This window comes from Streptomyces sp. BE303, assembly GCF_036290945.1.
In the GTDB taxonomy this organism is placed as follows: Bacteria; Actinomycetota; Actinomycetes; order Streptomycetales; family Streptomycetaceae; genus Kitasatospora.
In genome coordinates this window covers 13,439-25,033 of sequence record NZ_JAQYWZ010000605.1, presented here as the reverse complement: position 1 = coordinate 25,033, position 11,595 = coordinate 13,439, and the positions used below count along the sequence as shown (strand labels likewise).

The 11,595-nt window shown below is 71.0% G+C and carries 11 protein-coding genes and 1 tRNA gene; 6 read left to right on the top strand and 6 right to left on the bottom strand.

Annotated elements, in window-relative coordinates; translation table 11 throughout:
* Window positions 1-90 precede the first annotated feature (90 nt).
* Window positions 91-164, top strand: a tRNA-Asp gene (locus tag PUR56_RS13650).
* Window positions 165-525: 361 nt separating this feature from the next.
* Here PUR56_RS13650 and bldC read toward each other — a convergent pair.
* Both bldC and PUR56_RS13640 read right to left on the bottom strand, forming a co-directional pair.
* Window positions 526-732: a developmental transcriptional regulator BldC gene (bldC, locus tag PUR56_RS13645; protein ID WP_014137253.1), complete on the bottom strand. Its 207-nt coding sequence runs from the start codon at window positions 730-732 to the stop codon at window positions 526-528.
* A gap of 529 nt (window positions 733-1,261) precedes the next feature.
* Window positions 1,262-2,188, bottom strand: coding sequence for a hypothetical protein (locus PUR56_RS13640; protein WP_329949094.1), 927 nt, complete (start codon window positions 2,186-2,188; stop codon window positions 1,262-1,264).
* Between the two features lie 335 nt (window positions 2,189-2,523).
* On the opposite strand from PUR56_RS13640, the gene PUR56_RS13635 reads away from it, so the two are divergent.
* Together PUR56_RS13635 and PUR56_RS13630 are read left to right on the top strand one after the other, a co-directional pair.
* The gene (locus PUR56_RS13635; RefSeq protein ID WP_380355309.1) at window positions 2,524-3,684 is read left to right on the top strand and encodes a Glu/Leu/Phe/Val dehydrogenase dimerization domain-containing protein; all 1,161 of its coding nucleotides are present in this window, start codon (window positions 2,524-2,526) and stop codon (window positions 3,682-3,684) included.
* A gap of 395 nt (window positions 3,685-4,079) precedes the next feature.
* The gene (locus tag PUR56_RS13630) at window positions 4,080-4,337 is read left to right on the top strand and encodes a DUF3073 domain-containing protein (RefSeq protein WP_327679361.1); all 258 of its coding nucleotides are present in this window, start codon (window positions 4,080-4,082) and stop codon (window positions 4,335-4,337) included.
* 196 nt (window positions 4,338-4,533) lie between these two features.
* On the opposite strand, the gene purM is transcribed toward PUR56_RS13630, so the two are convergent.
* The 3 genes from purM to PUR56_RS13615 form a co-directional block, all read right to left on the bottom strand.
* Window positions 4,534-5,619, bottom strand: a complete 1,086-nt coding sequence (purM, locus tag PUR56_RS13625; protein WP_329884598.1) for a phosphoribosylformylglycinamidine cyclo-ligase — start codon at window positions 5,617-5,619, stop codon at window positions 4,534-4,536.
* Between the two features lie 79 nt (window positions 5,620-5,698).
* Entirely contained in the window at window positions 5,699-7,282 is a 1,584-nt protein-coding gene (gene purF / locus PUR56_RS13620; RefSeq protein WP_329884600.1) for an amidophosphoribosyltransferase, read from the bottom strand.
* A gap of 290 nt (window positions 7,283-7,572) precedes the next feature.
* On the bottom strand, window positions 7,573-8,433 hold the full coding sequence (locus tag PUR56_RS13615; RefSeq protein WP_329884602.1) for a diacylglycerol kinase: 861 nt from the start codon (window positions 8,431-8,433) through the stop codon (window positions 7,573-7,575).
* Between the two features lie 126 nt (window positions 8,434-8,559).
* On the opposite strand from PUR56_RS13615, the gene PUR56_RS13610 reads away from it, so the two are divergent.
* Window positions 8,560-9,843: an adenylosuccinate synthase gene (locus PUR56_RS13610; protein ID WP_329884604.1), complete on the top strand. Its 1,284-nt coding sequence runs from the start codon at window positions 8,560-8,562 to the stop codon at window positions 9,841-9,843.
* Window positions 9,844-9,969: 126 nt separating this feature from the next.
* Complete coding sequence (locus PUR56_RS13605; RefSeq protein WP_329949093.1) at window positions 9,970-10,572, top strand: GNAT family N-acetyltransferase; 603 nt, start codon at window positions 9,970-9,972, stop codon at window positions 10,570-10,572.
* 125 nt (window positions 10,573-10,697) lie between these two features.
* Here PUR56_RS13605 and PUR56_RS13600 read toward each other — a convergent pair whose 3' ends face one another.
* Window positions 10,698-10,895 carry a hypothetical protein gene (locus PUR56_RS13600; RefSeq protein WP_329949092.1) on the bottom strand — a complete coding sequence of 66 codons (198 nt, stop codon included), beginning with the start codon at window positions 10,893-10,895 and terminating at the stop codon, window positions 10,698-10,700.
* A gap of 508 nt (window positions 10,896-11,403) precedes the next feature.
* On the opposite strand from PUR56_RS13600, the gene PUR56_RS13595 reads away from it, so the two are divergent.
* Window positions 11,404-11,574 carry a DUF397 domain-containing protein gene (locus PUR56_RS13595; protein WP_329884610.1) on the top strand — a complete coding sequence of 57 codons (171 nt, stop codon included), beginning with the start codon at window positions 11,404-11,406 and terminating at the stop codon, window positions 11,572-11,574.
* Window positions 11,575-11,595: the final 21 nt, after the last annotated feature.

Below are 11,595 nucleotides of genomic sequence, written 5' to 3'. Positions count from 1 at the left end.
CAGGAGCCAGTTCGACCTGGGGGCCCACCATGGGCTACAGTCTGTCTTGTTCGCAGCGCAGCAAGCGAGTGAACGAGATCAGAACACTCTGGTCCCGTGGAGCAGTTGGTTAGCTCGCCACCCTGTCAAGGTGGAGGTCGCGGGTTCAAGTCCCGTCGGGATCGCCGTAGTCGAGAGGCCCGGAACCGTTTGGTTCCGGGCCTCTCGTTTTTGTCTGACGCCCCATTACCCGGTCCAGGTCTAGACCACAAGTGACCGTGTGTGTGATGGTCGTCACCCACCCCCTCCGGGAACCGGCCGTTCGAACGCCTCTCCGGGAGGGCGCTAATTTAATATGTAAAATTGTACTGTCATTAACAGTAAATCCCCCCCACCCCATCCACCTCAAATCGTTATCCGGAGTTCAACATTCCGGGCGGTGGCGCCACCACGACAGACGTGTAGAAACAAAGAAAGGGACCGCTTACCGGACCCGGCGGAGTCCGGTAAGCGGCCCCTTTCGAAGAGCCTTGCGTCTTCGGCCCGTCAGGCCTCGGTGCGCTGAGCCGGAATACCGGCCAGCAGGGCGCGCACCTCCGCCTCGCGATAGCGGCGGTGACCGCCGAGCGTGCGAATGGACGTGAGCTTGCCGGCCTTGGCCCAGCGCGTCACGGTCTTCGGGTCCACGCGGAACATGGTGGCGACCTCTGCCGGCGTCAGCAGAGGTTCGGCATCAGGGGTACGAGCGGTCATGAGCGGCCTCCTCGGGAGAACCGAACCAGGGCGGTTCTATCCTTCAAATTCTGCACCTTGGCCCGCGATGCCCGAAATGGCATAGACGGGCCGAGTCGGTAATAGGACGAACGGCTTGTCCTGGTGTCTACAACTACACCATCCGTCCAGCCCTATCGACCAAACCGCCAAAATTGACCCCTCACGGGTTCAAGGCCGACGGATGGCGATGGACCACCCCATAACGGGCAGTCACGTAATAGTGACATTCGGTTACGAGGGGACCAGACCCCCCGTTTTCCCGCAAAGCGCGCATCGACTCCAGAACCACCCAAAAGTGGGCACGCTCACGTGAAGTTGGGCTGGTTGTCCCATTTTTGCACATAGGGGTTAGTTCGCGTCAACGGTGAGTAGTGTCACGTTCGACAGGTATTGACCCGAACCAGGACCTTGGTCATGCAGGACGGGCCGTAGGACTCTTACAGTCTTACAAGTACCACCGACACCCCGAGGACCCTGCCGTGACAGCCCCTCAGCCGGACGGGCCCGCCTAGTTCGCGTACCGCAGCGCCAGCACCCGCCGCCAGCGCACCGTGAGCTCCTCGTACGCCCTCATGGCCTCCGCGGCCTCCCCGGCCCGCAGCGCCCGCAGCCCGTCCTCCAGCTCCCCCGCCGAACGGTCCGCCGACAGCCGCTCCGGCCCCAGCAGGTGCACCAGCCCCCCGTAGTCCAGTTCCACCAACGACCGCGGATGGAACTCCTCCAGCCACCGCCCCACCTGTTCCGCCCCCCGCACCAGTTCCCCCTCCGGCACCGCCTCGCGCAGCGCCCGGTACGCCCGGGCCACCCGCCGGCGCGCCTGCGCCATCGGCGTCAGGTAGAAGAGCGCCGCCGTGTCCCCCCGGATCCCCTCCCCGTCACGTTCCCCCGTTTCCCCCTCTCCCACTCCTGCGGGGACGAAGCACCGGTCCTCCTCCCCGAACGGCAGGAACCACCGCACCGGCACCTCCCACCGGCTGGTGAGGATCCACGGCCGGGCGTCCGGGTGCTCGGCCCGCCAGCGCTCCCGGTCCGCCTCCGCCGCCTCCCGGGTCGCCTGCGGCAGCGCGGTGTCCACCAGCGCCACCGGGGCCCCCGCCCGCAGCTCCTCCAGCGCCTGCCAGCTCCGCAGCCTGGTCGCCCACGGGCAGACGTACAGCACCCCGTCCACGGCGCGGACGAACGCCCGCTCGCTCTCCCGCTCCGGCAGCGCCCGCGGCGTCCGGCCGACCACCTCGGCCAGCGCCGAGCGCTGCTCGTCCAGGACCGCCGCCGCGACCGACCGGCCGGCCTCCGCCGCGTCCGGCCCGTGCTCCGCCGCGTAGGCCTGCCAGCGTGCCCGCTCGGGTTCCGGGTACGCGGCCAGCGGTTCGTAGACCCGCAGGTGCGCGGCGTAGGGCGGCAGCACGGAGGTGCGTACGACGGTCACGTCCTGCATGGTCCCACGCGGCCCCGCCGGCCGGGAGGGTGCGGTTCGCGGACGCACTCCCGCGTCGCCGCCGAACCGTCCCCGAACCGTTCGCGGACGGCCCCCGGGAGCGGCTCCGGAACGGCTCCGGGCCTGGTCCGGGCCGCAGGCGGGCCACGGGCGGGCCTGGTCCGGACCGCCCGCCGGTCGGACCGGCGGAGCCCCTCCCACCCGGCCCGTCTCACCCATCGGACAACCGGCCCGAGCTTCGCCAAGGGGGCGGATCGGCGGCTTTCCCGCGGCTACGCTTCGCCCTACGCGCCCGCACCACAGCAGCGGGCCTCGGAATTACTGGAGTCACCACAGTGACCGACGTACAGACCGCATCCGCCACGCACCCCGCACCCGGCGTGCTCAGCAGGATCTTCGGCACCTCCCAGGACGGCGCCAACGGCGACGGCCACGAGCAGGTCGTGCTCTGCCACGACCGCTCCTCCGGACTCAAGGCGATCATCGCCGTCCACTCCACCGCGCTGGGCCCGGCCCTCGGCGGCACCCGCTTCTTCCCGTACGCCTCCGAGGAGGCGGCGCTGGAGGACGCCCTCAACCTCTCGCGCGGCATGTCCTACAAGAACGCGCTGGCCGGGCTCGACCTCGGCGGCGGCAAGGCCGTCATCATCGGCGACCCGAACAAGGACAAGAACGAGGCGATGCTCCGCGCCTACGGCCGGTTCGTCGAGTCGCTGCGCGGCCGCTACATCACCGCCTGCGACGTCGGCACCTACGTCCAGGACATGGACGTCGTCGCGCGCGAGACCGGCTTCGTGACCGGCCGCTCGCCCGAGAACGGCGGCGCGGGCGACTCGTCCATCCTCACCGCGTTCGGCGTCTTCCAGGGCATGCGCGCCTCGGCCCAGGCCCGCTGGGGCCAGCCGACCCTGCGCGGCAAGCGCGTCGGCGTCGCGGGCGTCGGCAAGGTCGGCCACTACCTGGTCGGCCACCTGGTCGCGGACGGCGCCACCGTCGTCGTCACCGACGTCTCGGAGACCGCCGTCAACCGCGTGCGGGCGGCCCACCCGGAGGTGGAGGTCGTCGCCGACACCGCCGCGCTCCTCCAGGCCAAGCTGGACGTCTACGCCCCCTGCGCCCTCGGCGGCGCGCTCACCGACGACTCGGTGGCGGCGCTGGGCGAGTTCGGCACCGTCGTCGTCTGCGGCGCCGCGAACAACCAGCTGGCCCACCCGGGCGTCGAGAAGGACCTCGCCGACCGCGGCATCCTCTACGCCCCGGACTACCTCGTGAACTCCGGCGGCGTCATCCAGGTCGCCGACGAGATCGAGGGCTTCAACTTCGACCGCGCCAAGAACAAGGCGACGAAGATCTTCGACACCACCCTGGAGATCTTCACCCGGGCCGCCTCCGACGGCGTGCCGCCGGCCGTCGCCGCCGACCGCCTGGCCGAGAAGCGGATGCGCGAGATCAGCGCGCTGCGCTCGGTGCTGCTGCCGGCCGCCCGCCGGGGCTGATCCCGGGCACCCGGCCGGACCGGGTCGACCCGCGGTGCGCGGGGGGCGTCCACTTCCGTCCCCCGCGCATCACAATGTGGAACCGGATTCTCACTTCTGCGCCCGATCGGGTGATCCAACGTCCCCCTTGGGGGGATAATCGATCCGGGAACAACGGACCCGAGACACCTCCGGACAGCGTGCAGAAAGCCGCAAAACCTCCCCTGACCTGGGACGACCCGGTCGCGGGTGCGGCCGGTGCGCGCCACGTCACACCGACGACGTACCGTCCAGCGGCAGAAACAGGTACCGTTAATGCTCCAAGGGACGGTTCTCCCCATTCGGGCAGGCCGCTCTTGATCATGAACACGTGTCAGACTCGGGGCCGTGAGCCCCATCGTTGAGGGGGTCGACCCATGGGGCGCGGCCGGGCCAAGGCCAAGCAGACGAAGGTCGCCCGCGAGCTGAAGTACAACAGCGGCGGGTTCGACGCCAATCGTCTCTCCAGCGAGCTGGGCGTATCGCCCTCCACCTCCCCGATCGAGCCGGAGCCGATCGAAGAGGACGAGGACGACGACCCCTACGCGGAGTACGCGGCTCGTTACGCCGATGACGGCGAGGACGACGACACCGAGTCGGGTACCGGGCCTTCCCAGGCCCGCCGGCGCGCGTAGTCTCCCAGTCTGACCAGACCGGCCTCGGTGCCCAGTGCACCGGGCCGGTTTTCGGCGTTCCCGCGTGCTCCCGGCGCACCCCGGGGCTCGTGGGGCACCCGCCCGGGCCTTCGCACACCCCGGCACACGGGCACCGGTACGCGAAGGGGCCCCGCCGGCGTGCCGCCCGGCGGGGCCCCTTCGCCCGGTTCCGTGCTCAGCCCGCGGTGAAGCCCTCGTAGGCGTTGTAGAGCGCCGCGCCGCCGTCGTGCTCGTCGGTCCGCTCGACGATGTCGCCCAGCAGCCAGGACTCGACGCCGCGGTCCTCCAGGATCGACAGCACCACGTCCACCGAGTGCGGCGGGACGACCGCCACCATGCCGATGCCCATGTTGAGCGTCTTCTCGATCTCCAGGGTGGCCACCCCGCCGACCCGGGCGACGGTCTGGAACACCGGCAGCGGGGTCCAGGTGCCGCGGTCCAGGCGGGCGTGCAGGCCGTCCGGGACGACCCGGGCCAGGTTGGCCGCGAGACCGCCGCCGGTGACGTGCGAGAAGGCGTGGACCTCGGTGGCCCGGGTCAGCGCAAGGCAGTCCAGCGAGTAGATCCGGGTCGGCTCCAGCAGCTCCTCGCCGAGGGTCCGGCCGAACTCCTCGACCTTGCGGTCCAGCTTCCAGCCGGCCTCGTTCAGCAGCACGTGACGGACCAGCGAGTAGCCGTTGGAGTGCAGGCCCGAGGCGGCCATCGCGATCACCACGTCGCCGGCCCGGACGCGCTCGGCGCCCAGCAGCGCGTCCGCCTCGACCACACCGGTGCCGGCGCCCGCGACGTCGTACTCGTCCGGCCCGAGCAGGCCCGGGTGCTCGGCGGTCTCGCCGCCGACCAGGGCGCAGCCGGCCAGGGCGCAGCCCTCCGCGATGCCCTTGACGATCGCCGCGACCCGCTCCGGGACGACCTTGCCGACGCAGATGTAGTCGGTCATGAAGAGCGGCTCGGCACCGCAGACCACCAGGTCGTCGACGACCATGCCGACCAGGTCGTGGCCGATCGTGTCGTGCTTGTCCATGGCGGCGGCGATCGCCACCTTGGTGCCCACGCCGTCGGTGGCCGAGGCCAGCAGCGGCCGCTCGTAGCGCTTGAAGGCGGACGCGTCGAAGAGCCCGGCGAAGCCGCCGATGCCGCCGACCACCTCGGGCCGGCTCGCCTTCTTCACCCACTGCTTCATGAGCTCGACGGCGCGGTCGCCCGCCTCGATGTCGACGCCGGCGGCGGCGTAGGTGGCGCCGTTCTGGTTCGTGGTCACTGCGGTGCGGCCCTCTCGGGTCAGTGGGGGTCGGAACAGCGGTGGGGCCCCGGGGTTCCGGGACCCCACCGTCGGGTCGTTACGGGCGGCGCAGCGCGTCGGCCGCGCCCGCCCCGCCGAGCAGCGACTGGACGCCGTCCAGGTCGCTGCCGCTGGTCGGCTTGCCGCGGACCGCCGGCTGCTGCTGGCCGCCCTTGATCTCGGCCTCCAGCAGGAGCTTGCCGAGCAGCGCCGGATCCGGCAGCTCCATCGGGTACTCGCCGTCGAAACAGGCCCGGCAGAGCCGGTCCTTCGGCTGCTTGGTGGCCTCGATCATGCCGTCGATCGAGATGTAGGAGAGCGAGTCCGCGCCGAGCGTGCGGCCGATCTCCTCGATCGTCATGCCGTTGGCGATCAGCTCCGCACGGGTGGCGAAGTCGATGCCGAAGAAGCAGGGCCACTTCACCGGCGGCGACGAGATCCGGATGTGGACCTCGGCGGCGCCCGCTTCGCGGAGCATCTTCACCAGGGCGCGCTGGGTGTTGCCGCGGACGATCGAGTCGTCGACCACGACGAGGCGCTTGCCCTGGATGACCTCGCGCAGCGGGTTCAGCTTGAGCCGGATGCCGAGCTGGCGGATGGTCTGGCTGGGCTGGATGAAGGTGCGGCCGACGTAGGCGTTCTTCACCAGGCCGGAGCCGTACGGGATGCCGCTGGCCTCGGCGTAGCCGATCGCGGCGGGGGTGCCGGACTCGGGCGTCGCTATCACCAGGTCGGCGTCGGCCGGAGCCTCGGCGGCCAGCTTGCGCCCCATCTCCACGCGGGAGAGGTGCACGTTGCGGCCGGCGATGGAGGTGTCCGGGCGGGCCAGGTAGACGTACTCGAAGACGCAGCCCTTGGGCCGGGCCTCGGCGAACCGCGAGGTGCGCATGCCGTTCTCGTCGATGGCGATGAGCTCGCCCGGCTCGACCTCGCGGATGAAGGAGGCGCCGCAGATGTCCAGTGCCGCCGTTTCGGAGGCGACCACCCATCCGCGCTCCAGCCGGCCCAGCACCAGCGGGCGGATGCCCTGCGGGTCGCGGGCGGCGTAGAGCGTGTGCTCGTCCATGAAGACGAGCGAGAAGGCGCCCTTGACCTTGGGCAGGACGAGCTTGGCCGTCTCCTCGATGGAGAGGTCCGGGTGACCGGCGAGCAGCGCGGTCACCAGGTCGGTGTCGTTGGTCGCCGCCGAGCGTCCGGAGCGGGAGACGTGCTCCTCACCGGGGAGTTCGGCGACCATGGCCGCCAGTTCGGCGGTGTTCACCAGGTTTCCGTTGTGCCCGAGGGCCAGCGAACCGTGGACGGTCGCCCGGAAGGTCGGCTGGGCGTTCTCCCAGACCGAGGAACCGGTGGTCGAGTAGCGGGCGTGTCCGACGGCGATATGCCCGTGCAACGACCCCAGCGAGGCCTCGTCGAAGACCTGGGAGACGAGTCCCATGTCCTTGAAGACGAGAATCTGGGAGCCATTGCTCACTGCGATGCCCGCGGATTCCTGACCGCGGTGCTGCAGGGCGTAAAGGCCGAAGAACGTGAGCTTGGCGACCTCCTCGCCGGGAGCCCAGACACCGAAGACGCCGCAAGCGTCCTGGGGGCCTTTCTCACCGGGAAGAAGATCGTGGTTGAGTCTTCCGTCACCACGTGGCACGCCTTCGAGTCTAGGGCAGTTGGCACAGGCTTCCGGAACCCGGGAGGACGGGATTGTCGGGCGGTCGGCTGGTAACGCGCGTAGACAAAACCCCTTACCCGCGGTGGATTTCGGCGGCCCCGCATTCCCCGCGCACCCGGTTGGCCTTGCGGTTCGCGCCCGTTGGCGCATTCCGTGCACGGACGACCCTTCGCCGCGCGTTCGGCCGCCGTTCGCCCAACGTGAGCCTGCTCACCCGGGCCGTTCGATGACGCCGGGTGTCCTCCGGGTAGCGCTGCGCTCCGCGGCGACTACGCAGCCGGCAGCAGCAGGCCCCAGCAGCCGGGGTGGACCGTCCAGGTGCGCGCCCGGACGGGGCCGACCGGATGGCCGTCAGCCTCGTACCCGAAGCCGCGTCCGACCACCGAGACACTGGCCGCCCGCACCCGCACCAGGGCGCCGGGCGTGCGGACCACGATCTCCATGACGCCCTCGCCGAGCGCCTCGCCGGACGGCAGCGTCACCTGGACCGCCCGGACCGGGTGGTGGACGTCGGCGAGCAGCCGGCCGTCCGCCTCGACCCGCACCCGGGCGCCCTGCTCGCCCCTGCTCTCGGCCCCGGCCTCGGGCGTGAGTACGGTCCCCTGCTCGGCCGCAGCCAGTTTCGCCCATAGCGAACGCCAGCCGCTCGAACGGCCGACCGGGCGACGGGTTCCGCCCCCCGGGATCCGCACGCCGCCGAGCGCCACCCCGCCGCCGTCGTCCACCAGCAGGTCGAGCTTGCGCGGCGCCCCCGCGAGCACCGCCCGCGCCGCCGCCACCGGAGCCCCCGGCACACCCAGCGCCCGCGCCGCCGCCAGTCCGTCCGCCCGGCCCACCGGGACCATGCCCACCGCGTCGGCCCCCAGCTCACGCTGGCGGTGCAGGGCCTGGAGCACACGCTGCAACGCGAGGTCGGAACCGATCACCACCGGTCGCCTCCGGCCGCGGTGCGAAAGCACCCGGTCGAGCTCGGACGGGCTCTCCGGGCACGCCACCTTGACGTCCGCCCCACCGGAGAGAACGTCCTTCGCGATCCGCACCGACTCACCGTCGGTCTGCCGGGCCGCCGGGTCGAGGAGGAGCAGGAGCGGCTCGGGGCCGCCGGTTGCGGGCGTGGACAGGGACGACACAACCGGTCCTTCCTCAGGTAATCTCTCGGTGCAAGAGCCCCTTGCGCTATTGCGCCAGGGGCTTCGTCTATCTCGGGGCAGACTGCGGCCTACGCAGGATGCCCCAACCGGAAGGGGTGTACGCCTGTGCCGGCACTCGTGCTCGTTGGCGCTCAGTGGGGAGACGAGGGCAAGGGGAAGGCGACGGACCTCCTCGGCGGCTCCGTCGACTACGTCGTCCGCTACCAGGGCGGCAACAACGCCGGTCACACGGTGGTCATCGGCGACCAGAAGTATGCCCTGCACCTGCTCCCTTCCGGCATCCTCAGCCCGAACGTGACGCCGGTGATCGGCAACGGTGTCGTCATCGACCCGGGCGTGCTGCTCTCCGAGCTCAGCGGCCTGAACGAGCGCGGCATCGACACCTCCAAGCTGCTGATCTCGGGCAACGCCCACCTGATCACGCCGTACCACCGGACCCTGGACAAGGTCACCGAGCGCTTCCTCGGCAAGCGCCGGATCGGCACCACCGGCCGCGGCATCGGCCCGACCTACGCGGACAAGATCAACCGCGTCGGCATCCGGGTCCAGGACCTCTTCGACGAGTCGATCCTGCAGCAGAAGATCGAAGCCGCGCTGCACGACAAGAACCAGCTGCTGGTCAAGCTCTACAACCGCCGCGCCATCCCGGCCGAGCTGGTGCTGGAGGAGTACCTCGGCTACGCGGACAAGATCAAGCCGTTCCTCGCCGACACCACGCTGGTGCTGGACGAGGCGCTCAAGGCGAACAAGGTCGTCCTGCTGGAGGGCGGCCAGGGCACCCTGCTCGACGTCGACCACGGCACGTACCCCTTCGTGACCTCGTCGAACCCGACCGCGGGCGGCGCCTGCACCGGCGCCGGCATCGGCCCCACCAAGATCGACCGGGTCATCGGCATCCTGAAGGCGTACACCACCCGCGTCGGCTCGGGCCCGTTCCCGACCGAGCTGCTCGACGCGGACGGCGAGGCCCTGCGGCGGATCGGCGGCGAGCGCGGTGTCACCACCGGCCGTGACCGCCGCTGCGGCTGGTTCGACGCGGTCATCGCGCGCTACGCGACCCGGGTCAACGGCCTCACCGACTTCTTCCTCACCAAGCTCGACGTGCTGACCGGCTGGGAGCAGATCCCGGTCTGCGTCGCGTACGAGATCGACGGGCAGCGGGTCGAGGAGCTGCCGTACAACCAGTCGGACTTCCACCACGCCAAGCCGATCTACGAGTCGCTGCCGGGCTGGAACGAGGACATCAGCGGGGCGAAGACCTTCGGCGACCTGCCGAAGAACGCCCAGGCGTACGTGAAGGCGCTGGAGGAGATGTCGGGCGCCCCCATCTCCGCCATCGGCGTCGGCCCGGGCCGGTACGAGACGATCCAGATCAACTCGTTCGTCTGAGCACCCGCCACCGGCTGGGGGGAGCCCTGCGGACCTCGTGTCCGCAGGGCTCCCCTTTGCCCTTGCGAGTTTGCACTAGGGCAATGCGACATTGCATCTAGTGCATTCGCCCGCTATTTTTCGATCATGACTGCGAAGCTTCCCGCCCCCGTCACGCTCACCGGCCGCCACGTGCGCCTGGAGCCGCTCGGCCGCGGCCACCTCACCGAGCTGTGGTCGTCCGTCGGCCGGGACCAGGACGTCTGGCGCTGGATCCCGTTCGCCGCGCCGACCACCGAGGAGGATCTCGGCGCGATCCTCGACCTCCGGCTCGCGGAGGTCGCCGCCGGGACGGCCGTGAAGTTCGCCGCCGTCGACCTCGCCTCGGGGCGGGCCGTCGGCATCACCGGGTTCTACGACTTCAGCGCGGAGAACGAACTGGTCGAGATCGGCGGCACCTGGAACGCCCGGTCGGCGTGGCGGACCGGCCTCAACACCGAGTCCAAGCTGCTGCTGCTCACGTACGCGTTCGAGGAACTCGGCATGGGCCGGGTGTTCTGGAAGACGGACGCGCTCAACGACCGCTCCCGCAACGCGATCCTGCGCCTCGGCGCCACGTTCGAGGGCATCCACCGCCGCGACAAGCGGCGCGACACCGGGGTCTGGCGCGACACGGCGTACTTCTCGATGCTGAGGGAGGAATGGCCCGCGGCCCGTGCGCGCCTGGAGGAGCGGCTGGCCGCGGGCTGACCGCGCAAGGCCCGGGGCCGACCGGGCGAGCGGCCGACCGGGCGAGCGGGGCGAAGGGGCGAGAAGGTCTCAACACCGGCCGGTGGTGGGCCGTTTCACGACCCGCTGCGGCGTTCCACCGAGAGCTACCGGTGCGAACGCCCCCGCCCCGACGGAAGTCGGCGCGACAGTGCCTCCTCCTGTCGGCCGGTGGAGGAGCGGCCGGAGGCCGAGTCCCCTCCGCCGGAGCGCCTCTCCCGCTGCTGACGGCTCGCGATGATCTGCGCCACCACGCCGACGAAGAGCACCGACACCAGCAGTCCCGTCAGCAGCACGACAGCCATCAGCGATCGACCGCCGCCACGGCCCGAACCGCCCTGCCACAAAGCCCGATGAGTTCCACACCCCAGTCATCGGCCAAAGCGGCGACGAGGTCAAGCCCCCGCCCACCCGTTCGAGCCACCTCCGGTCCCGGTCGGACCGGCGGCGGGGAGCGTCGCGCTTCACGGCCATGTGAGGCCGCCCGCACCGCAGTTCGAGCCCGGCGGCGGTTGCGCCGCCGCCGCCGACCAGGGCACCGGTCACCGGTCACCGGCTCGGAGAGGTCGGACCGGCCCGTCGGTGCCGGTCCCGCACGGCCCCGGCAGATCCCGGCAGATCCCGACGAAGATCCCGGAGCAACCGCCTCGGCACCCCGACGGCCCCGTCAGGGGATCCCGCCTGCCGCCCTCCACGAGTGGCGCCGAACCCGCCTCGCGCGCCACACTGCCGAGGCGTCGAGCACGGCGAGTTCGACCACTCCGCTCTCCGGAACCACGCCGCCCCTGACCACCGATCCTCCCGGGAGTACTCATGGACGACCACGACCCGCAGGCTCCGGGCGATCGCCCCCGGGTCACCATCACCCCGGACGCCGTCCTCGTCCGCAGCGGCCGCTCCCCCGACGCGCCCCACGCCGTCCTCACCCACCAGGAGTGGAAGGACCTCGTCGCCGCCGTCAAGCAGGGCGAGTTCACCGTCTGATCGACACCCCGTACCGCCGGG